This window comes from Flavobacterium sp. (genome assembly GCF_044341265.1).
Classification (GTDB): domain Bacteria; phylum Bacteroidota; class Bacteroidia; order Flavobacteriales; family Flavobacteriaceae; genus Flavobacterium.
The window spans coordinates 50,444-73,880 of sequence record NZ_JBIISA010000002.1; the positions used below are offsets into that span (position 1 = coordinate 50,444).

22 protein-coding genes are annotated in these 23,437 nt (G+C 29.8%); 17 read left to right on the forward strand and 5 right to left on the reverse strand.

Annotated features, from left to right (window positions below; translation table 11 throughout):
• Positions 1-54 precede the first annotated feature (54 nt).
• From ACIQ06_RS01375 to ACIQ06_RS01440, 14 genes are all read left to right on the forward strand, one after another.
• The gene (locus ACIQ06_RS01375) at positions 55-570 is read left to right on the forward strand and encodes a DUF6155 family protein (protein WP_344816416.1); all 516 of its coding nucleotides are present in this window, start codon (positions 55-57) and stop codon (positions 568-570) included.
• Between the two features lie 76 nt (positions 571-646).
• Positions 647-2,182, forward strand: a complete 1,536-nt coding sequence (locus ACIQ06_RS01380; RefSeq protein WP_396143273.1) for a DEAD/DEAH box helicase — start codon at positions 647-649, stop codon at positions 2,180-2,182.
• Positions 2,183-2,396: 214 nt separating this feature from the next.
• Complete coding sequence (locus ACIQ06_RS01385) at positions 2,397-4,310, forward strand: DUF294 nucleotidyltransferase-like domain-containing protein (protein ID WP_396143276.1); 1,914 nt, start codon at positions 2,397-2,399, stop codon at positions 4,308-4,310.
• 3 nt (positions 4,311-4,313) lie between these two features.
• A complete protein-coding gene (locus ACIQ06_RS01390; protein WP_396143278.1) occupies positions 4,314-4,910 on the forward strand; it encodes a PolC-type DNA polymerase III in 597 nt (198 codons plus the stop codon).
• Positions 4,911-4,945: 35 nt separating this feature from the next.
• Entirely contained in the window at positions 4,946-5,545 is a 600-nt protein-coding gene (locus ACIQ06_RS01395) for a GDSL-type esterase/lipase family protein (protein ID WP_396143281.1), read from the forward strand.
• A gap of 9 nt (positions 5,546-5,554) precedes the next feature.
• Positions 5,555-6,691: a hypothetical protein gene (locus ACIQ06_RS01400; RefSeq protein ID WP_396143283.1), complete on the forward strand. Its 1,137-nt coding sequence runs from the start codon at positions 5,555-5,557 to the stop codon at positions 6,689-6,691.
• Positions 6,692-6,752: 61 nt separating this feature from the next.
• Positions 6,753-7,415: a hypothetical protein gene (locus tag ACIQ06_RS01405; protein ID WP_396143286.1), complete on the forward strand. Its 663-nt coding sequence runs from the start codon at positions 6,753-6,755 to the stop codon at positions 7,413-7,415.
• A gap of 159 nt (positions 7,416-7,574) precedes the next feature.
• Positions 7,575-8,342, forward strand: a complete 768-nt coding sequence (locus ACIQ06_RS01410) for a hypothetical protein (protein WP_396143289.1) — start codon at positions 7,575-7,577, stop codon at positions 8,340-8,342.
• Between the two features lie 375 nt (positions 8,343-8,717).
• Positions 8,718-9,305: a hypothetical protein gene (locus tag ACIQ06_RS01415; RefSeq protein ID WP_396143292.1), complete on the forward strand. Its 588-nt coding sequence runs from the start codon at positions 8,718-8,720 to the stop codon at positions 9,303-9,305.
• Positions 9,306-9,423: 118 nt separating this feature from the next.
• Positions 9,424-10,074: a hypothetical protein gene (locus ACIQ06_RS01420; RefSeq protein ID WP_396143294.1), complete on the forward strand. Its 651-nt coding sequence runs from the start codon at positions 9,424-9,426 to the stop codon at positions 10,072-10,074.
• A gap of 328 nt (positions 10,075-10,402) precedes the next feature.
• Positions 10,403-10,645: a hypothetical protein gene (locus tag ACIQ06_RS01425; protein WP_396143297.1), complete on the forward strand. Its 243-nt coding sequence runs from the start codon at positions 10,403-10,405 to the stop codon at positions 10,643-10,645.
• A gap of 55 nt (positions 10,646-10,700) precedes the next feature.
• Positions 10,701-11,408, forward strand: a complete 708-nt coding sequence (locus ACIQ06_RS01430) for a hypothetical protein (protein WP_396143299.1) — start codon at positions 10,701-10,703, stop codon at positions 11,406-11,408.
• 144 nt (positions 11,409-11,552) lie between these two features.
• Entirely contained in the window at positions 11,553-12,149 is a 597-nt protein-coding gene (locus ACIQ06_RS01435) for a hypothetical protein (protein WP_396143302.1), read from the forward strand.
• Between the two features lie 110 nt (positions 12,150-12,259).
• Positions 12,260-12,706, forward strand: a complete 447-nt coding sequence (locus ACIQ06_RS01440; RefSeq protein ID WP_396143305.1) for a hypothetical protein — start codon at positions 12,260-12,262, stop codon at positions 12,704-12,706.
• Between the two features lie 9 nt (positions 12,707-12,715).
• On the opposite strand, the gene ACIQ06_RS01445 is transcribed toward ACIQ06_RS01440, so the two are convergent.
• The 5 genes from ACIQ06_RS01445 to ACIQ06_RS01465 all read right to left on the reverse strand — a co-directional run bounded on the left by ACIQ06_RS01445 (position 12,716) and on the right by ACIQ06_RS01465 (position 20,872).
• Positions 12,716-13,090 (reverse strand): methylglyoxal synthase, encoded by a 375-nt coding sequence (locus ACIQ06_RS01445; RefSeq protein WP_298304044.1) that lies wholly within the window; start codon positions 13,088-13,090, stop codon positions 12,716-12,718.
• 111 nt (positions 13,091-13,201) lie between these two features.
• Entirely contained in the window at positions 13,202-14,053 is an 852-nt protein-coding gene (locus tag ACIQ06_RS01450) for a BadF/BadG/BcrA/BcrD ATPase family protein (protein WP_396143309.1), read from the reverse strand.
• A gap of 88 nt (positions 14,054-14,141) precedes the next feature.
• Positions 14,142-15,149, reverse strand: coding sequence for a type I glyceraldehyde-3-phosphate dehydrogenase (gap, locus tag ACIQ06_RS01455; RefSeq protein WP_396143312.1), 1,008 nt, complete (start codon positions 15,147-15,149; stop codon positions 14,142-14,144).
• A gap of 56 nt (positions 15,150-15,205) precedes the next feature.
• A complete protein-coding gene (pfkA, locus tag ACIQ06_RS01460) occupies positions 15,206-16,192 on the reverse strand; it encodes a 6-phosphofructokinase (protein ID WP_396143315.1) in 987 nt (328 codons plus the stop codon).
• A gap of 156 nt (positions 16,193-16,348) precedes the next feature.
• Complete coding sequence (locus tag ACIQ06_RS01465; protein ID WP_396143317.1) at positions 16,349-20,872, reverse strand: translocation/assembly module TamB domain-containing protein; 4,524 nt, start codon at positions 20,870-20,872, stop codon at positions 16,349-16,351.
• Positions 20,873-20,983: 111 nt separating this feature from the next.
• Between ACIQ06_RS01465 and tsaD the strand changes: the two genes are divergently transcribed.
• The 3 genes from tsaD to ACIQ06_RS01480 are packed head-to-tail and all read left to right on the forward strand — an operon-like array spanning position 20,984 to position 23,356.
• Positions 20,984-22,006: a tRNA (adenosine(37)-N6)-threonylcarbamoyltransferase complex transferase subunit TsaD gene (tsaD, locus tag ACIQ06_RS01470; RefSeq protein WP_396143319.1), complete on the forward strand. Its 1,023-nt coding sequence runs from the start codon at positions 20,984-20,986 to the stop codon at positions 22,004-22,006.
• 1 nt (position 22,007) lies between these two features.
• Positions 22,008-22,712 (forward strand): 16S rRNA (uracil(1498)-N(3))-methyltransferase, encoded by a 705-nt coding sequence (locus ACIQ06_RS01475; RefSeq protein WP_396143321.1) that lies wholly within the window; start codon positions 22,008-22,010, stop codon positions 22,710-22,712.
• A gap of 5 nt (positions 22,713-22,717) precedes the next feature.
• Positions 22,718-23,356: a DUF4159 domain-containing protein gene (locus ACIQ06_RS01480; protein ID WP_396143323.1), complete on the forward strand. Its 639-nt coding sequence runs from the start codon at positions 22,718-22,720 to the stop codon at positions 23,354-23,356.
• The last annotated feature ends 81 nt before the right edge of the window (positions 23,357-23,437 follow it).

Consider the following 23,437-nt stretch of genomic DNA (forward strand, 5'->3'; position numbering starts at 1 on the left):
TCATTATTTAAAAACCTACAATCTGACTTACTTTTGCAATAATTTAGCATTTATATGAGCAAACGCGATTTAAAAAAGTATTTATCCGAATTGAATAAAGAACAATTGGAAGAACAATTAATAGAGCTTTACGACAAATTTAAAGACGTAAAAGTGTATTATGATTTTGTTTTTAATCCAAACGAAAGAAATTTGGTTAAAGATGCAAAACTCAAAATATCAAACGAATATTATCCAATTCGAGGTAAAAAGCCTAAAATGCGTCGCTCTACAGCACAGAAATTCATCAAACATTTTATTACACTTGGAGTAGATTCTTTTATAATTGTTGATGTCATGCTTTATAACATTGAAATTGCGCAAACCTTATCATCTGAAAAGCAAATTAATCAAGAAGCATTTTATAAAAGTATGCTCAATTCCTTTGAACAAGCCATTAGTTTCATGATTGAGAAAGGAATTTTAGACGAATTTAGAAGTAGAGTAGTGGCTATAAAAGAAGAAAGTATCAAACAAAATTGGATGAATAAATACGAATTCAACGCTATTGTGGAACGATTTGATTATTAAATTTTCTATATATTTCTAAAAACATAGCGTTCAAACTCTTTTTTAGATGTATTTTTGCAAAATTGTAAAAATCGCTATGTCAAAAAAAGATATTCTTGCCGAAATTGAAGATAAAAAGGAACTTTACGGTTACCAGAAAGGCGATATCGACAAAATTTTTGAGCGATTAGATAATGCGCCACACAATTATCATTTATTATATCAATTGCCTACAGGTGGCGGAAAAACTGTAATATTTTCTGAAATCACAAGACGTTACTTGGAGCAACATAATAAGAAAGTTGTTGTTCTAACGCATCGAATAGAACTTTGTAAGCAAACTTCAAAAATGCTTAAAGCGTTTGATGTTAAAAATAAAGTCATCAACAGTGCCATTAAAGAGCTTCCAGATCAAGAAGAATATTCTTGTTTTGTAGCTATGATTGAGACGTTAAAAAACCGTCTTAATGATGAAAAATTAGAAATACAAGATGTTGGTTTAGTGATAATTGACGAAGCTCACTTCAATTCATTTAGGAAGTTATTTAGTGCTTTTGAAAATGCATTTATTCTTGGAGTTACAGCAACGCCATTGAGTTCGAATATTAAACTTCCGATGTATGAAAATTACAGCGAATTGATTGTTGGAGATACGATTCAAAACCTTATAGATAAAGGATTTTTAGCAAAAGCAACAACTTATAGTTATGATGTTGGACTAACTTCATTAAAAGTTGGAATAAATGGTGATTATACTGTAAAATCTTCAGATGATTTGTACAGTAATATGGTAATGCAAGAGAAATTATTGCATGCTTATACAGAAAAAGCCCTTGGGAAGAAAACTTTGATTTTTAACAACGGAATCAACACATCACTGCATGTTTATGAGAGTTTTAGACATGCCGGATATAATATCAGACATCTTGATAATACAACTTCTACAGAAGATAGAAAAGATATTTTGCAATGGTTTAAGAAAACTCCAGATGCAATATTAACTTCAGTAGGAATCTTAACCACAGGATTTGATGAACCCACAGTAGAAACAATTATTTTAAATCGTGCTACGAAGTCGTTAACGCTTTATTTTCAGATGATTGGACGTGGTTCAAGAAAATTGCCTCATAAAGATCATTTTACAGTTATTGACTTAGGAAACAACGCATTACGTTTTGGTTTGTGGAATAATCCTGTAGATTGGCAACATATTTTTAAATCTCCAGAATATTATTTAGAAAGTCTTCGTGATGATGCAGATATTGAAAGTAATTTCAAATATGTAATGCCTGAAGAACTTCGTAAGAAATTTTCAAAATCAATTGATATTTCTATGGATATTCATGAGGAATTCAAATTTACAGTTAAAAATAATTTGAAAGCTAAAACCATTATTGAAAAATCTTTAGAGCAACACGCAACAATGTGTGTGGAAAATACTGAAGAATTGATTGACGCTAGAAAACTTTCAAAAGAATTAAACGACGATATTGAATATCGAATTAAACAATATTGTATTTGTTTAGGAAACGTTACCAAAAACTACAGAAGTTGGTTAATAGAAGATTACACGTTAAAACTAACAATTGCAATTGGTAGATTATATCGTGTTAAAATCATGTCAGAGCTTTAAAACACGTGCTTTCTGCTGTTTTACAATAATTATCTATTTGCACTATAATTTATATTATGTAAAATAGAATATTTCAAAAGCACTACACTGTTTCATAATAAATCATCTGAATTATAGTTTTAAAACTACAAACTTAAAGGTTGATTGAATCTTTATCTTTATTACTTTTGCACATTGATTGATTTTTTATATTTTTATAAAAATAACTTATACTATGAGTAATGCTATTTCTGAACGTGTTGCAAATTTTCTAAAAGAATACGAACCGTTTAATTATTTATCATTTGATGATTTAATTAAAATTGCTAATACCATTCGTGTTATTAATCTGGAAAAACACAAATCGTTGTTTCAAATTAATGATAAACTTCATGATTCTTTCTATGTTGTAGCTTCTGGTGTTATTCATCTAACCGTTATTTCAGATGCTGAAGAAACGTTATTGAATAAATGTTATGCTGGTGATATCTTTGGTTTACGTCCGTTTTTTGCTAAAAATAATTATCAAATGACTGCCAAAGCTCGTGAAGAAAGTATTGTTTATGCTATTCCTATCGCGACTTTCAAACCTTTTGTGGCTCAAAATACTGAAGTTTTAAATTTCTTATTAGAAAGTTTTGCAGCCAACACCAAAAATAACTTTGATAATCAAAGCCATGCATCGCTTTCAGATAATGTTGGATATACTGACAATCAATCTGATATGTTGTATTTTCAATCATTGACTTACAACAAAACGCCTTTAAAAATAAGTAGCACCACTCCTATCAAAGATGCCGCATTATTGGCTACAGAGAATATGATTGATAGTGTATTAATTACCGAGCAAGGTTTCCCTGTAGGAATCGTTACTGATAAAGATTTTAGATCGAAAGTTGCTACTGGTCGTTTTCCATTATCAAATGCTATTGAAAAAATAATGGCTTCTCCGGTGATAACTGTTACTGAAAATATTTCGGTTGCTGAAGCCCAGTTAGTTATGCTTAAACATGGTGTCACTCACCTGTGCGTAACACAAGACGGAACCGATAAATCGGAAGTAAAAGGTATTATTTCTGAACATGATTTAGTGGTTGCTCAAGCCAATAATCCTGGTGTACTTCTTAAAGAAATTAAACGTTCACAAACAGCCAAAGAACTTAAATTAGTTCGTGATAAATTAACTGATATTATTCAATCTTCATTAAATAAAAATATTCCTCTTACACATATTAATAGTATTGCTGGCGAAATTACTCTAGCAATTGTAAAAAGAGCTGTAGAACAATCCATTTTAGATTTGGGCTCACCTCCTGCTCGATTTGCTTGGTTAAGCATTGGTAGTCAAGGTCGTAAAGAGCAATTGTTATTGACAGATCAAGATAGTATTTTGGTTTTTGAAGATGTTTCTGCAGAAAAATACCGCGATGTAAAAGATTACTTTTTAAAATTAGCAAAAAAAGCAACGGCAACTCTAGAGAAAGTTGGATTTGTATTCTGTCCGCAAGGTCATATGGCTAGTAATATGCTTTGGTGTAAATCATTGACAGACTGGACAAAACAATACAACAGTTGGATGAATACTCCAGGTGAAAACTCTAATGAAATTAGTAGTGTTTTCTTTGATTATGAGATGGCTTTTGGTGAGCAAAAAATTGAAGATGCCATCACGGAAACTATTTTCAAAAATGCTAAAAACAATGTCCTTTTCTTCGATTATTTAGGAAATGATGCTATAAAGAAACCTACTCCTTTAAACTTCTTCAAAAAATTCAATTTAGAAGAAGAAGGTGAAAATAAAGGTAAATTTGATATAAAAACAAGAGCTTTAATGCCACTTGTTGATGGTGCAAGAATGTTGACTATGAGCAACGGTATTAAAGGAATCAACAGTACTTATTTAAGATACAAACAATTAGCAATTGTAGATCCTAAATTCTCAGAAGTATATTTGAATTGTGCCGATGCTTATTTGGTTTTATCAAAATTTAGAGCTGTAGAAGGATTAAAAAATGATAGTTCTGGTCAATATATTAATCTGGATGAGCTGAATAAAGTAGATAGAGAGAAACTGAAAAATGCACTCAATCCAATGCGTGATTTAGAAGAACTAATAAAAGATCGTTTTCAACTGACTCAATTTTCATAGTATATGCTCGACTGGCTTAAAAATATCAAGAAAGAATATCCTGAATTTTGGAAAACTTATTTATCCAAATTTGATAAAAAATCAAATCGATATGTTGTTTTATCTACCGAAACAACTGGACTTAATCCTAAGAAAGACGTAATCTTATCTTTTGGAGCTGTTGGCGTTGTAAATGATAATATTCTTATTGGTGATGTTTTTGAAGTTGTTATTCCACAATATAAATTTCTTCATGACAATGGTTTATCTAATGATTTTCTTTTAGAAAGTTCCCAGCCTAAATTATCTGAAATTCAAGCTATTGAAATGTTTATCAACTTTATTGGTAATGCCACTTTGGTTGGACATCGTATACATTTCGATATAGAAATGATAAATGAACTATTAGAAAAATCTTCATGTGGTAGACTCAAAAATGAAGCTTTAGATATTGAAGTCATGTACAAAAAACTACATGATATCAATGACAAAAACTTTTCGTTAGATGAGTTAAGCCACCTTTTCAAAATTGCTAAAACAGAGCGTATCTCAACTACTGACGATGCTTACACTATTGCTTTATTGTTCTTAAAACTAAAAAGCAGATTAGGATTAAAGTAGCATCTTATTTTAAAAAAATCAACAAAGCAAGCACTATGGATTGGGCTAATCTAGGGAAATATCATAGCGAAAACCTTGCTTTAATTCAATCGGGCTTCACTCCTATTGTTTTTATGGGTGATTCCATAACTGAGTTTTGGTCGAATTACAACAATTCCTTTTTTACAGAAAATGGATTCGTCAATCGTGGTATTAGCGGACAAACAACTTCGCAAATGTTACTACGTTTTAGTCAAGATGTGATTCAATTGCAACCTTCAAAAGTTGTTATTTTGGCAGGAATTAATGATATTGCCGAAAATACTGGACCCATTTCAATTGAAAATATCATGGGAAACATCATTTCTATGGTAGAATTGGCAAAAGCAAATCAAATAGAAGTAATTTTATGTTCTGTGCTTCCGGCAAATAAATTCGATTGGAATCACAAAATTCAACCTGCTGATAAAGTATTGGAATTGAATAAACTAATTCAAAAATTTGCTGAAGAAAATAACCTAAACCATGTTGATTATTACTCAAATATGGTAGATAACAATAAAGGTTTGAAGAAAATATATGGTGATGATGGCGTTCATCCCAACAAAGAAGGATATAAAATAATGGAACAATTGCTTCTTAAAGCGATTTTATAAAATTAAACTATGACTAAAGAAGAAATTTTACAAAAAGTAGTGGAACGTATCAAAGACAACGAATACGATCACGAAATAGAAACCTTTTTAAAGCGTAAAGAAGTAAATCCAGACGAGTTTAAATCTATTATTGAAACGGCTCGTGCTCAAGTTCTTGAGGAGCGTCTTAAAACTATGCCCAAAAAGAATCTAGCAGTGTTTATAGTACTTGTTGCTTTGATTATAGCTACCATTTATCTGTTTGCTTTCTACTTACCAAACACCAACGTTTCTCAAAACAAAACCTTTTTATCAATATTAGGAACGGCTGTTTTTTGCTTTGTAAGTTTCTTGGCAATAGCCTATTACGGAACATGGAAGCCAGAGTTTCTAAAAATTAGAGACAAACCAAGAATTGATTTTACGTTAATGACACTAATGCTAATTCCGGCGGTGATTGTTTATTTTATTTTTTCAGAATGTTTTTCTAATGGAGCCGATAGAATTCTAAAAGCGACTCAAGTTGATGCTGTTGGAACCGTTGTTGATGGTGGCGTGACCGAAGTAAAAAGAGTGCTTCGCTCTGGTGGCGCTTCTTTTGCATCGATAACTGTTGAATTTGAAACTAAAGAAGGAAAAACCGTTAGAGCTACCGAAGATATTTCGAGTTATCGTTTTAAAGATTTCTATTTAGGACAACAACTTAACATCGTTTACTCGAGTGAAGATCCTTCTAATATTGATTTGTTGATTGACGACGAAAGCATTAAAGAGTTAAAAAACACCCAACAAAGAGATTTTACACCCAACGATTTATTGACTTTAATGACTGCCAAAAAAGAAAATATTAAAGCTACATTAGAAAACATTTCTTTTGGTTGGGAGCAAAAAAGCGATGCTTGGATGAACGAGAAAAACAATACAGCAGTTATGATTACTGACAATGAAGTGCGATTGATAACCACTTTTGGTAAAGCTCATAGCTATCCTGAAACTTTAGAAAAAATGGGATTTAAGAAAATTGAAACTTCTAAAGAAAAGAAAGCTGACAAAATGGAAATTCTTTTTGGCGATAAATTGTATGAAAACGATAAATACTATTTTCAAATTAAAACACTTATTTCTGGTGGACAACAAATGAGCGTAGTTTTGGTGAATAAGAAGTAGTTATTATTTTTGAAAATTAACTGAGATAAATTAATTTCATTCCAACTAAAAATTATAAACTATGGGTTTCTTAAAAAAACTATTTGGTGGTGCTAAAGAAGAAAACACTACTGCCAAAAAATCCTTTACAGATGAGGAATTTGAAACAGATTATGAGCTAAAATCCAAAGGACTTGAAGAAGTTCTAGGAACATCCAACGGAATTGTAGGTCATGCAATAATACCTTTTGAAATTGGTGGTGCGGTTGATATGTACTATTACGACAAACATATTCCAGGAACAGCAATGGTAACTATGGAATTGCTCGATCCTGCAGGAAATGGTCCTAAACCTAACAGAATTGGAACGTACGAATTGATTGCTTTTACTAAAGAAAAGTACAATGAAAATGACACCGATGAAAACCAAACAGCTTTTAATTTGATTGAGCGAAGATATTGTGGCATTTTCACTATGATTGGAAATTACTCTTTTCAAGCGGTTTTAAATCCTAATGAAACTATAGAAGTTCCTAACAACACCGATAGTAATTATTGCTTACTTTTTGATAAACATGCTGATTTTAAAATTGGCGATCGCGATCATCACCTATTGTTATGTCTAGAAGTTTTTGAAAAAGAAATGAATTTCGCCAGAAAATATGGCAGCGATGTTTTACTTCAAATCATGAAAGACAAAGGACATTATCCTTACAGTGATTTGGATAGAAAACCAGTAATCTAAAAAGTAGTTTTTATAAAATATAAAATCCTTGAGAGTAAAGACTTTTGAGGATTTTTTTTTTTTATATTTACGATTACTAAAAAACGTTTATGAATAATTGTAGATGTTTGTTTGAGGAATGTATAGACTAGTTAGCAGAGATTAAAAAACTAAACAAGAATGAATGAAAACATCATAAAAAACGGGTTTTGGAATTCTGAAAATTTTAATCAACTTAAAATTAATACAACTATATTTTTTGAAGATTATAAACCAACAGAGAAATTAAGATTATTTATTACTCAACTTGACTATAACTCAACAAAGAGAGAATTAACTGCAACACAATTAAAAAAGTTAATTGAAAGTTGGTGTGTAAAACTTCCTGAATTAAAAGAAGTTAAATATCTTTGGCTTCCATCAAAAGTATCACAAAAAATTTTTGACAGTATTTGTGAAATGGAAAATTTAGAAGGACTTTGGATTAAATGGAGTGGAATTAAATCTATAAACAATATAAAAAAATTAAAAAAATTAAAACACTTACATTTAGGTAGTTCGAGTCAAGTAGAAGACATAAATGTTTTGGGAGAAATGAAAAATTTAATAACACTTGAAACTGAACAACTGAATAACATTGTTGATTTTTCAGTAATCGGAAAACTTACACAATTAGAAGGTTTAGGAATAAATGGAAGTATTTGGACTGCTCAAAAAATTGAAAATATTGAATTTATTAGTTCTTTACAACAATTAAAATATTTTACTTTAACAAACACACAAATGAAACAAAAATCATTTGATTCTTTACTGAAACTAGAAAATCTTGAAAGATTTAATAGTTCTTGGAATTATCCAGAAAAAGAATTTGAGAAATTAAAATCTATAAAGACATTGAAATTTGGAAATATAGAAACTTCTTTAAAAGAACTCAAAGAAAACTTTTAAAAACAACTCGAAAAATAACAACCTCTGCTAACAGCTGCTCCAAGAAATAGCGATGCAAGTGATTAATTTGAAAACAGAAATGTTTTTAATTTAAAGTTTTGGTTATATTTATGAAGTTTTGGTCTTCATTCATTGCTAATTTATTAAGACGAGAAACGTTGTTTGTAACCTTCTTCGAAAATTTCGCATAAAAAAACCGTTAAATAACGGACAAAAAAAGGGTGTTTTAACGGTAATGTGTTTATAGAATTTAAACATATTTTTGGGAAATATTAAAAACAAGGTAACAAAATTAATAACGAATTGATTTAATTAAAAAACTGGCGTAACCCGAAAAGCCAAGCCGAGAGTAGGGAAAATCAAAAGCTATTTAATATGAAAAATAATGTTTCAAAAACGATTAAAGTTTTTATGCTATTAAGTACAATTATTTTATCTAATGCCATTTTTGGTCAACAGAAAAAAGAAATTACTAGAAAAAAAACACTAATAGAAAAGAAAGTTCTAACAGTTTCTTTAGAGGAACAATTAAAAACTATGAGTGCAGAAAAAATAAACGCACTTATCAAAGATAGAAAAGTGTCTGTAGAGTCTGTATTTAATAAAATAAAAAAATATAAAACTACAACCGACACAAGCGTTAAGACAGACTTAATTTTAGATTTATGTTCACTTTCTAATTCTGAATTAAACGATTTACTTTCAAGATTTGGTGAAAAAAATGAGGGAAATGCTAAATTAGATAGAGCTTTTGCGAATTATTTTAAAAAAGCTGATGAATTAGTTGGTCAAAACGTTTTTATTGCAAGTTTAGACAAAACCAAATCTGAGAAATTAAATGCTCTAAATAAAACTACTATTACTGGAGGTTATAAAAGACCTGAAATAATTATTTTGGGAATTGCTGAGTCTGATTGTCATGGTGCACCTTGTCCTCGATGCCCAGGATCTGGTTGCTGGTAAAGTAATAGAAAAAATTACAATAATTAAAACAAAAAGCCGAAAACTGAATAGATATAAAGGCTGCTTGTAAGAGCCGTTTGGCATGAGTTTGGCGAACCGCAGAAAAAACGCAGAAAATATGAAGATTAGAATTATAATCACGTTACTTATTATTACAATTAATTATACATTTTCACAAGAAAAAGTAATTAAATCAAAAGGTATTGAAACTATTAAAGTAGATAATACTGAAAGTGGAAAAGTTGAAAATGGAATCTATACTTGCAACAAATTTGATTGGAGTATAAAAATACCTGAAAATTACACAATTACTAACGTAAAAGAAATTCAACAATTAGAAGAAAAAGGAAATAGTGAAATCAAAAAAAACATACCAAAAAATACTTTCATTGAAAAAAGAATTCATCTAATAGGATTTAATCTGAATAGTAAAAATACATTTTCAGCAGGTTTAAATTTATTAGATAAAACTAAAAAGGTAACTTTAGAAGAACATAAAAAAACAACAACAGAACTGCTAAAAAAAACTTTTTCAAAAATTGAAAATGCACGATTTGAATTTGAAGTAACTGACATAAAAATTGGAAAGTACAAATTTTATAAAATTAAAGTTGATGCCTATAATAAATCAAACGATCAATTAGTTTTAACTCAAATCTATTATAATAGTTTTGTTAAAAATTATTTGCTTGGCGTACTAATCAACTATAATAACATAAATGAAGGAAAATTGTTAGAAGAAAACTTTATAAACTCAATGGAAAAATAAAACCGAACGGCTTACGGCGTTTTGAAACAATGGTGAAACTCGGGATTTATCTGAAATGGAAAAGTTATTAATTTAAAGTTTTACCTATATTTATGAAGGCTTGGTCCGTCACTCATTGTTAATTCATGAAGACGTGTAAAGTTAGTAGTAAGCTCAAAAAACAGAAGCTAAAATGAAAATCCCAAAAAGTATACTATTATTTTGTCTTACATTGACTTTTTTTTCGTGTAAAAAAAGTGAGTTTGAAAATTTGCTTATTAACCCAGATAAAAAATGGGTATATATTAATGATGAAAAAATAAACCCAAACTCAAAAATGATTTTCTATATGAAATTTGAGAAAAATGGTGAATGTAACAATTACTTTTTATCAAATAATCAAAAGAATGTAGATTTGGAAGGCCTTCATAAACAAGATAAATGGAAATATTCTGAAAAAGACAGTGTTTTAAAAATACAAGATTATTTTAATTTTAAGATCTTGAAATTTACAAATGACACAATTTATTCACTTAATTTGAAATACAATAATAAAGCTCTATTTGTCAACTCAGGTTCTAAAAAACAATAAGAGATTATTTTCAATAAATTGCAATGCATGTTAGCAGAAATTAAAATAACCTAAAATGAAAATAAAACTAATTACATTGTTTGTATTACTCTCAATGTTATCGGGTTATTGCCAAAAATTTAACCCAATACAGTTTGACACAATCAAAAGAGAAACATCAACCATGGAACTATTTTTAAAAAATGTAGTTGCAAAAGACAAAGATATTTTTAAAATTGAAAAAGTAGATTACACTGCTTTAGAGGTATTTAAAAAATACAAACAAACCAGGCATGCAGTCCAAAATGAAATAACAAACGACCAAAATAAAGTTATTGGTCAACTCTATGCAATTGAAAGATATGTAGAAAGTGATACACTTTTCAAATTTGAAAATTTAAAATTCAATCGTTTTGTAATTTATTCTGATAATGAAAATAAAACAATTGCATTTAAGTTATATGGTGGAGTTCAAAAATTTAATGAATTATTTAAGTTTATTAAAAAATATAATATTCAAGATAAAAATTCAGATGTTAAAACTTTTGAATTGCAAGATTATTACAATTTGAAATTAAAAGACAAAACCATCTTTTTAAAAGTTACAAATAATATGGAAGCAGAACCTTCTCCTGCGCCAAGTTTTAATTCTGAACCAATAGCAACTGAAAAATCAAATAAAGTTGATGATAAATATTCTCCACCAATTGAAGTTACTGTAATTTTTAATAATGTAGGTATTGAATTAGAGGAGTATTTAAAAGAGAATAATTACTTACGTTAACAGCAATTATTGGAAATCGGTTTTTTGGGCTTACAAATCCCAACTTCTTTTTTTACATCTATTTACACTTCTTTTACACTTTTATTTCCACTTTACTTTGCGTTTTAATTTATTTTTACTGGAAAATATAATCCTTAAAAAAATATGAATAAAATTGTTTTAATATTCATTTTGCTAAGTTGTTCGTTTTATTCATTTGGGCAACAAAAAGAAGAGATAAAATTAATACAAGCTGATAGTACTTGGGCTAAAGAAATTATTGAAATTCCGTTTTGGTTTGCTCCAGAGATTAATTATAATGGTCACGAAGACATTAGGTTTGCCAAAGGTTGGGAGAAAATTGATAGTCCTGGTTTTTGGACTTATGCTTTTGCTTGGGATATAAATTTAAAGACAAAGCCTTCAGCAAAATTTTTTGAAGACAATCTTAAATTCTATTTTGATGGTTTGATGAAAGTTGTTAATAAAGATACCTTGTTCACTATTCCAAAAACAAAAGCGTCATTTGTAGAAAAAAAACAAAAAAATGAAGTTTCAACTTTTACAGGAACATTAGAAATTTATGATGCCTTTACTACTAAAAAAACAATAATACTAAATGTTACAGTGGAATGTTATTACTGCAAAAAAACTAAAACATTCGTACCGCTGTTAAAATTCTCTCCAAAAGATTTTAAACACGAATCTTGGGAAATGCTAAAGCAAGTAAAACTGAATCCCAATTTTTGCAAAGAGGAGTGAAAGCACTTTACTTCTACTCTATCCTACTTTGAAATTTTGTAGATTTGTTTTTGTAAATATTCTTTACAACAACAGTTACAAGCTGTATTAAACTACACAAATTAAATTTCATGAAAATCGCACATAGCAAACAAATTTGGAAAGGAATTTTTACTTATCAAGATGGATATGAAGACATTGACCAATATATTGAGGTAGATTTTACTATGATATTAAATTTTACAGAAGACACATTTATTGGTACATCAACAGATTCAGAATCTGAAAAAGCTTTTAATAAGCCTGCTCTTGTAAAAGGATTTATTGATGGTGATAAAATTAGTTTTGTATTGAAATATCCTTGTTACTATTTTAAAGATGAAAATGGTAAAATTGTTTTAGATGAAAACTCTGAACATCCTGACATACATTATCTTGGCTATTTTGATGAAGACAAAAAAAGTGTTTCAGGAACTTGGGAAATGACAATCTATTCTGAACCTTATTATGATGGAATTAATGAGGGATTTCTTGATGAAATTCTAAATGGAGCATTTGAAATAAGGAGAAAATCTTAAATTTATCTCCTACTCCAACCCATCAATTCCCAAAAGCAATAATTGCGCTGTAGCTTCATTGGTGGCTAAAGGTACATTGTGAACATCACACACACGAATCAACATATTAATATCTACTTCGTGAGGATGATTCGACATAGGATCTTTAAAGAATAAAACCATTTTTGTTTTTCCTTCGGCTACTCTTGCAGCAATTTGAGCATCGCCACCCAATGGTCCAGAAAGCATTTTCTTTACTTTAAATCCAGCAGCCTCTGCCTTTCCTCCTGTGGTTCCAGTGGCAATTAGTTTGATGTTTTCTTTTATAAGAATTTCTTTGTTCTTGTTTAAAAACTGAACTAAATCGGCTTTCTTTCCGTCGTGCGCTATTATTGCAATTTCCATGTATACTGAATTTACTTGTTCTGAATTAATTTCAGAATTAATTATCTCTCGTACTGAATTATTATTGATGTAAAAATAAAAAAACCTGACGTGATTGTCAGGTTTTTCTAATTATTTATTTAAAATATGATAAGCAATCAATCCGTCAATTGGTCTTCTAAGAACATTACCTATTTTTATGTCATAGTGTTCTAAAACTTCTTCCAATTCATCTTTTAGGTAGAATGCTATTGAACCTACAAAGTGAACTAATACATCATGACAGTTATCGAATTGCATGATATAATTTTCAACAAAGTCTTTCATTTCTGCTTTGATTATTTCTTTACAGAAAGCATCATCTTTATGTTTGATTAAGAACTTAGCAAACGTCGCTAAATAGGCATTTGGGTTGGGCTCTTTGTATAAATTATTCTTAATGTAATCAGCATCAAGGTTGTATTCTTCCTCAAATTCTTTGGCTAATTCCTTAGGCATTTTATTAAAATAATACCCACGCAATAAATGACGTCCGAAGCGATTTCCTGAGCAATCGTCCATAGCTATATAGCCAAGAGATTGCACTTTTTGATGCAACACTTTTCCGTCAAAAAAACTGCAATTAGAACCAGTTCCTAAGATGCAAACAATGGCTTTTTCGTCTTTTGGAGTAGTTGCATAAACAGCAGCATAAGTATCTTCATGCACAGAAATAGCAGCATTTGAAAAATATTCTTTAAATACAATAGTAAGAAAGTCTTTCATTCTATCAGTTCCGCATCCGGCACCATAAAAGAATAAATGCGTTGCTTTTTCTTTATTGTGAGAAATATCAAATTTATCATCAAGACGATTGATAATTTCTTCTTTGTCTAAAACTTCAGGATTTAATCCTAAGGTTTGTGTTGTGAACAAAACTTTTCCGTTTTCGTCTATTGCTATCCAATCGGCTTTTGTAGATCCACTGTCAACTAATAATTTCATATTTTAAAAGTATAGAAAAGAAAATAAAAAAGAGAACAAAAATATCGAAAAATCTATTCTCTATATTCTATTCTCTTTTTTCTTTTTATTATAAACCAGCTACGTGAACTGACAAATCGATTAACTTACTTGAATAACCATATTCGTTATCGTACCAAGAAACTAATTTGAAGAATGTTGAATTTAAACCAATTCCAGCTTTAGCATCAACAACAGAAGTTCTTGAATCTCCAACAAAATCTTGAGAAACTACATCATCTTCTGTAAATCCTAAAATACCTTTCAATTCGTTTTCAGAAGCTTTTTTCAAAACTGCCATAATTTCATCGTAAGAAGTTTCTTTAGCAACTTTAACGGTTAAATCAACTACAGAAACGTCAACTGTAGGAACACGGAATGACATACCTGTTAATTTTCCATTCAACGCCGGAATTACTTTTCCAACCGCTTTAGCAGCACCAGTTGAAGATGGAATGATGTTTACACTAGCAGCACGACCACCTCTCCAATCTTTTCTTGAAGGACCATCTGCAGTTAATTGAGTAGCTGTTGTAGCGTGAACTGTAGTCATTAATCCTTCAACGATTCCGAAATTATCATTAATAACTTTTGCTAATGGAGCTAAACAGTTTGTAGTACAAGAAGCATTAGAAACAATTGTATCTGTAGCTTTAGCCTCAGTATGATTTACACCCATAACAAACATTGGAGCATCTGCCGATGGAGCAGAAATCACAACTTTTTTAGCACCACCATCAATATGATATTGAGCTGTTTCTAATGTTGTGAAAATTCCAGTACATTCTGCAACTACATCAACATCAACGTCTTTATCATCCCATTTGATTAGTTTTGGATCTTTTTCTGCAGTTACTCTGATAAATTTATCGTTTACATAAAGTTGTCCGTCTTTAACTTCTACTTTACCATTAAAACGACCGTGAACTGAATCATATTTTAATAAGTAAGCCAAATGCTCTACATCTAGTAAATCATTGATAGCTACTACTTCTACATTATCTCTGTTAAATGTTTCTCTGAAAACGATTCTTCCAATTCTTCCGAATCCGTTAATTCCTAATTTTACTTTAGACATTTTATTTTAATTTTATATTTTATTATTAATTATTGAAATTGACTTTTGAAGTTGTATTAAGTTGTCATGATATCAGAAACTCTCAATAGTTCTCTATCAATTTCTGAATGACCTTTTATAGCTTGTTCTAATGGAGTTAAGGCAACTTTATCGTTTAACATTCCCACCATATAATTGGATTTTCCTTCAAGGATAGATTCAACTGCTTTCACTCCTAACCTACTTGCAAGAACTCTATCAAAACAGGAAGGCGAACCACCACGTTGCATGTGACCAAGAACAGAAACACGAATATCATATTCTGGGAAATTCTCTTCGATATAATCTTTTAATTCGAATACGTTTTTACCAATTTTATCACCTTCTGCAATCACCACAATACTTGATGATTTCCCTGAAGCTTTACTTTTACGAAGAGAATCTAAAAGACGTTCTAATCCTAAATCTTCTTCTGGGATAAGAATCTCCTCTGCTCCTGCGCCAATTCCGGCATTAAGAGCTATATGTCCAGCGTCACGTCCCATAACTTCTACAAGAAATAGACGATTGTGTGAACTGGCAGTATCACGAATTTTATCAATACAGTCAACAACGGTGTTTAATGCTGTGTCAAATCCTAAAGTGTGACTAGTTCCAAAAATATCATTATCAATCGTACCAGGAATTCCCATTACTGGATATCCAAATTCGTTGTTGAAAATTTCGGCACCAGTAAAAGAACCATCTCCACCAATTACTACTAAGGCATCAATACCAGCAGCAACAAGGTTTTCGTGAGCTTTTTTACGACCTTCAACCGTCATAAACTCTTTGGAACGAGCCGATTTCAAAATTGTTCCACCTTTGTTTACAATATTGTTTACAGAACGTGGTCCCATTTCTTTAAAATCGCCTTCTATCATTCCTTGGTAACCTCTATAAATTCCAACACATTCAATGTTGTGGTAAGCACAAGTTCTAACAACAGATCGAATAGCTGCATTCATTCCTGGAGAGTCACCTCCTGAAGTAAGTACACCTATTTTTTTTATCGTTTTTGACATATTTTTATGTTTTAAAATGTAAATTTAGCAAAGAATATGCATATAAGTGATGAGATTTTTACTGATTTGATAAAACCAGCGAAATTCAATCGTTTTCGTTGATAAGTTTTAAGTTATTAAGAAGCTAAATTGAGAAATGCATAAAAAAAACCTGAATCATTCATCTTCAGGTTTTGCATCAGTATTAGGTTTGTTTTCTGGTTCTGATTTTTTCTTTTCTTCCTTTTTTTCCATTTCAATATAATCAGGAAGAACATCAGAATCATCATGAGTTTCAATAAGATTCTTTTTCTCTCTATCTATTTTAGATTTGAAAATTTTATTAACCAATTCCTTGAAGGTATCAAAGTCAACTTCATAGGAAATTCCGGCGCCTTGTGTATATCCTATACCTTGTCCTATATAATTGATATCGTTTTCACGATTAAATATTCTTAGGTTCAATGTACCATCTTCGTTAACGCGGTATTGAGCTTCAAAATTTCCTACAATAGCCGTTTCAGAAACACCTCCAGTTGGCACACCTACTCTTCCATTAATAGTAATTCGTTCGCTAATTTGGGTAGTAACAGAAGCCACAACTCTACCATCTGTTGGATTAAGAGAAGTTCTATCTGCTGATGTATAGGAAACATCAACAATCATCTTACCATCTTTATCATTAAATAAATCTCCAAATAATGCTCCAGCTTTTTCGTAGAAACTATTAGTAATTTGCGATTGACTTATTCCTTCTGGACTTAAGAATCCACCTGTAGAAAGTAAATATAAAGCTTGTTTTTGACGCGTATCTTTATCTCCCAACTTAGTTTCAATTTCAGACCTTAAAACAGAACTAACGTTTGGAAAATTAATATTAAAATCGGGTTCAGGATTATTGATTGTTCCTTTTAAATCTATGATAACTTCAACTGGAATTTTTCTATTGAAAGAAGCGTTATCAATTAATACGGCTGGGTTTGCAGTAATATTTCTAGATACAGCTTCAAGGTTTAATGTTGCATTAAATGGATTTCCTGTCCAAACGATAGAACCAAATTTTTTGACATCAAATTTCTTATCGATTAAACCTCCATATTTAAAATTATAGGAACCTTCCCAAACTTGAAAGTCACCATTCATTTCAAACTTACCTAAAGTATTAATGTTCATATAAAGTGTTCCTACTCCTTTTCCTTTCATACCGTGTTTAGAATCTCTATCAAGAATAACTTCAATACTTGCATCTGTAGTGATATCAAACTCAAAATTCATTTGAAGACCATTGTAGTTTCTAATAAACTCAGCTTGTTTCGTATTAAGACCTAATTTTTCGTTTCTGGACAAGAATTGTATATAGTTATTTTCACTAACAGCATCGGCATCATTAATAGGAATCTTAATATCGGTTCCTTTATTAGATTTAGCATTGACATTAATTTCTAACCCATTTGTTGGACCTTTAATTGTTGCATAACCATCTATAAATGCTCTTCCAAAATAAGCAACATCTTCTTTATCTTGAGTGTCTACAGCAAGAATATTATTAGAATCAATTGTTAAATCTAATTCCCAATCGCCAAATTGTTTGTGTTTTATAAATCCTTGTAAATCACCTTCAGTATTGAATTTAGTATCATTTACTTTAGTTTTTTGGATAATGAATTTATTTTGAGTTACATCAACAATTGAATTATCTTTAAGAGCATAATCAACATTCAAATATGGAATAGTTACTCCAGCATCATTAACAAATAATCTTCCGTTGTAATCAATATTATTAACGTCACCACTCAAACTAGCTTTACCTGAAACAAAGCCTCTAATATTAGATAATACTTCGCCACCAAGATTACCCAATACACCTAAATTGAATTTTTGGAAATTTAAATCCAAGTCAATTAATGTAGAATTATCTACAATTTGAAGATTTCCATCAGCAGTAAATGATTTGAAATTTTCATTTTCAATTTTTGATTCAATATCAAATCTGGTGAAATCGTTATTTCCTGCAATATCTAAGTTTAAGTTACCTAACTCGTTGTCGTTTATTATAAGATTACTTATCTCAACAGATGCAGTTGGTTGATAAATGGCGTTTTTTTGTTTTAGAAACACTTCGCCATTTAGATTTCCATCAAACTTAAATTGTTTTACATCTGGTGTAACCTTATTTAGATTTACATCATGAAATGTTAGTTGAATATCTTTCTCTGTTTTTCCGCTCAATAATCCCTTTAATGCTATGGATTGATTTTCATGAGAAACTACAATATCATCAAAAGTGAAACTACTCAACTTTTTATCAAATACGATTTTGTTTTTATCGTTTTCCTCTTCATTAATATACCAAAGATAGTCCTTAAACATCATTTCTGATTTGTTAAAACCGACAATGTTTTGGTTGTTTTTATCAATAGTGTGATATAAATTCAAATTATAAAAGTCATTCCCTTTTTCACCTCCTTTAAATTCAGTTCTAAACGATAAAGTATCTTTGGAAGTAGCATTAATAAGTGAAAAGTCTCTTATTTTATAGTTTTTAACTTTGATACTGTCCATTTGAACATAAGTATTATACAATGGATTTTTATTATCTACTTCAAGTAACACTTTATCTAAATGTGTCCCAAAAGCATCAATAGTATTGGAGGTGAAATTCAATTTAAAATCATTATCATCCGACTTAATAATTCCGTTAATAACGGCGTCATCACTGAACGATATATCAGGATTTATAATTTCTATAATTTTATTAAACTCTGTAAATTCAAATTTTAAAAATTGACCTTTTTTTAGATTATTTGGTTTATAATTGGTGTATAAACTTCCTAACGAATTTTCAATCATACCTGGTATTTGATTGATATCAAATTTACCTTCTACTTTCCCATTAACTTCATTTGGTGAATACAATGAAATTGTTCTAATATTTTCAGCATCAAAACTTGAATTAACGGTTAAATTATCAAAGAAATAAATGTCTTTAGGATTTTGATAGGATGCATTTGTAATGACAACATCACCTCTCATATTATTGAGATTACTTCCAGTAACTTTCATGACAACATCACCTTTAAAAACGGATACCGCATCATTCATGAAGTTTAAATTTTTAAGATTTGCATAATCTACTTTAGCATGAAAATCATATATATTTTCTTTTTTACTTAAGTCAACTATTCCATTGAAATCAAAAAACAAATTAGGATCATTAACATTGATGTTTCCTTTAAAAATTGGTTTCTTAAAACTTCCATCGGCCAAAATGTTTTTGTAGGTATAGCCATTATATCTAACGCTTTTAACTTCACCCGAAAACTTTGTATCTAGATATTTTTCAACAAATCCTTTTCCGTCCACATCAACATCCATTGAAACTTTTCCAACATCCTTTCTGTTTAAAAAACTACCTACATCAAAGTTATCTAAGACTATATTACCAGAATAAGAAGCATTGTCAATGTTATCAATATCGGTCATTAAAAGTTTTGAAGAAACATTACCTAATCTTGTTTGTAAATCAAAATCGGCATCTATACTTTTCGTAGTAATCTCGGCATCTCCATTCAGATTAAATTGTCCTAACTTTTTTAAAGAAGAAGGTAATTTTTTACCTAAAACATTCGGAAGAATTGATACTAGATTTTCATAACTAGAAGTTACTTTGTCGAATGAACCATTCATGTAAAATTCTCCTTGTCCTTTTTTAGCAAAAAGATTTTTAAAGTTTACATCTCCAACAATTTCTGAATTTCTCGTATCCTTTAATTTTAAGTTTTTAATTGTGAAATCATTTAAAGTACCATCGACTTTACCTCTAAAATCGAAGATTTGATTTTTACCCAATTCATCATAAAAATAACGAATATCATTAGAAGCGATAGTTGCTTTTTTAGAATTAACATCAAAAATTACTTTGTTATTAAAATCTGCAAAATCTTTTCTATCATATTTCAATATAACCTCTCCTTCAAAATCAGATTGAGCGGTTTTAATACTAGTCTCTTCTAATCTAATGTTCTTCTTTGTATAGGTAAATTTAGATTTTAAATTCTCTACAAACAATCCTCGATGGTCTTTGAAAGACATTTCTTTTATATTGGTAGTTACATCTGGTCCTTGAATTTTAAAATCTGTAGCTGATACATTAAGCTGAGTAAAATCAACATCTTTAGGATTTTCTCGATTATAATCATGTAGAATAAAACGGCTATTTACTAAAGTAATTTTATCAGAAGTCATTAAAAACTTACCAGAAGAAGGCTTCCCATCATCAAAAGCTGCTACAAATTTATCAAGATTGGTATCTTTATCACCTTTGTATGTTTTTACATTTAAGGTTAATTCATCTGCTTTAATGTCTCCAAAAAGCAAATCACCATCTAATAATCTTTTAGAGTCTAAAATGTTTGTAATTATTCTTTTGGCAAAAATTAAGGTGTCTTTTTTCTCATCTTTAACCATAACACCTTTCATTTGAACACCACCAAATATGGTAACTTCTACTTGATCTACATAAATATTAGTTCCGTATTGTTTGTTAAGTTCTTCGGTATAGTAATGGGCAATTCTTGTTTGAACCGATGGCAACGAAAGAGCAATACCAGTCAATAATAACAGAAATAAAAGCGCAAGAAAAACGCGAAAAACAATTTTCCTGATTTTTTTAAAACGAGTATTTACTTTTTTTTCTTTCAAAATTTAATTTTGGCATTGAATAAGAAACCCCGAAAATAGTTACTTTTGTATTCGTTGTAAAAATAATCGTTTTATAATGGTTATTCAAATATAATTCAAAAATTGTGCCCAATGTTACATAATGATGTTTTTATTCTCGCAATTGAAAGTTCGTGTGATGATACTGCTGCTGCTGTTTTAAGAAATAATAAAGTTTTATCAAATGTTGTTGCTGGTCAAAAAATCCATGAAGAATATGGTGGTGTAGTACCTGAATTGGCTTCAAGAGCGCACCAACAAAACATTGTTCCAGTTGTTGATATGGCTTTAAAGAGAGCTAATGTCAATAAAAATCAACTAAGTGCAATAGCTTTTACTCAAGGTCCAGGCCTTATGGGTTCTCTTTTAGTGGGAACTTCTTTTGCAAAATCGCTTTCGTTATCTTTAAATATTCCTTTAATAGCTGTGAATCATATGCATGCTCATATTTTGGCTCATTTTATTGATGAAGAAGGTTTTAACAAACCAGAGTTTCCTTTTTTAGCTTTAACAATTTCTGGAGGACATACGCAGATTGTTAAAGTAAATAGTTTTTTTAATATGGAAATTATCGGCGAAACAACTGATGATGCTGTAGGAGAAGCTTTTGATAAATCTGCAAAAATAATGGGACTTCCCTATCCTGGCGGACCTTTGATTGATAAATTTGCCAAAGAAGGAAATCCGAAAAAATATCAATTTACAAAACCAAAAGTGGATGGTTTAAACTTTAGTTTTTCTGGACTGAAAACCCAAATTTTGTATTTTATTCAAAGAAATGTTTTAGAAAATCCAAACTTTATTGAAGAAAATAAAGCTGATATTTGTGCTTCTATTCAACACACCATTATTGAAATATTAATGGAGAAATTAAAAATGGCTGTTGCAGAGACAGGAATTACACAAATAGCTATTGGTGGCGGTGTTTCTGCAAATTCAGGAATTAGAGAAACTTTGAAAAATGCAGAAGGAAAATATGGATGGAAAACATTTATACCAAAATTTGAATACACAACAGATAATGCAGCCATGATTGGGATTGTTGGTTATCAAAAATATCTAGAAAACAGGTTTAATGATGCTTCCATAGTTTCTAAAGCAAGAATAGAATTTTAACATGCAATTATTTTATAATCCAACTATTTCAGAGAAAGATACTTCTTTTGTTTTTGACAAAGAAGAAAGCAAACATATAATTAAAGTATTACGTAAGAAAGAGAGTGATATTTTATTTGTAACCAATGGATTAGGTTTTATATTTAAAACTGAAATAGCTCTTGCTTCTGATTCAAAATGTACGGTTACGATACTTTCATTTGAAAAAGAAGAACCTTTTAAAGTACAATTACATTTAGCCGTTGCTCCTACCAAAATGAATGAACGTTACGAATGGTTTTTAGAAAAAGCTACCGAAATTGGAATTCAAGAAATAACACCAATAATCTGCGAACATTCTGAAAGAAAAGTTATAAAAAACGATCGATTTCAAAAGATTATTGAATCAGCAATGAAGCAATCTTTGCATTATTACATTCCGAAATTGAACGAACCAATTACCTATAAAGAGTTTATAAAAAAGGATTTTAAAGGTCAAAAATTCATTGCACATTGTGAAGAAACAGACAAAAAATCTTTAAAAGACGCTTTAATTCTCAATGAAAACATTACTTTATTAATTGGTCCAGAAGGTGATTTTTCTACAAAAGAAATTCAATTAGCCTTGGAAAATAATTACATTCCAGTATCTTTGGGTAAAACAAGATTACGAACAGAAACGGCAGCTGTCGTAGCATGCCATAGCGTAGCACTATTAAACGAATAAATTCAATGAAAAAAGTTTTTTTAATCTTAGTCTTAATTTCCTCTTTTTCTTATTCCCAAGAAATTGCATTAATGAAATACAATGGAGGTGGCGACTGGTATGCAAACCCAACATCACTTCCAAATTTAATTAAGTTTACCAACCAGAATATTAATACTAAAATCAAAACAAAACCTGCAACTGTTGAGCCAGGAAGTCCTGATTTATTTTCCTATCCGTTTGTTCATATGACAGGTCACGGAAATGTAGTATTTAACGATGCTGAAATATTGAATTTAAGAAACTATATGCTTTCAGGAGGATTTCTTCATATTGATGATAATTTTGGAATGGATGAATTTATAAGAAAAGAAATCAAAAAAATCTTTCCAAACAATAATTTGATAGAAATACCAGCTAATCACGCTATTTTTCAAGGTCCTTTTGTTTTCTCTAGTGGTTTACCTAAAATACATGAACACGATGGAAAAAGACCACAAGCTTTTGGTATTTTTGAAAATAATAGATTAGTATTACTTTATACTTTCGAAAGTGATTTAGGAGATGGTTGGGAAGATGCCGATGTTCATAACGACCCTAAAGAAGTTAGAGAAAAAGCATTGAAAATGGGAGCAAATATTCTAAATTATATATTTAGCAATTAATTTGAATGTATTTTATCGATTCTTTAAAATAAACTCGTAAAAATATTTTTATATGTTAATTAAATGTTATAAGATTGCGTA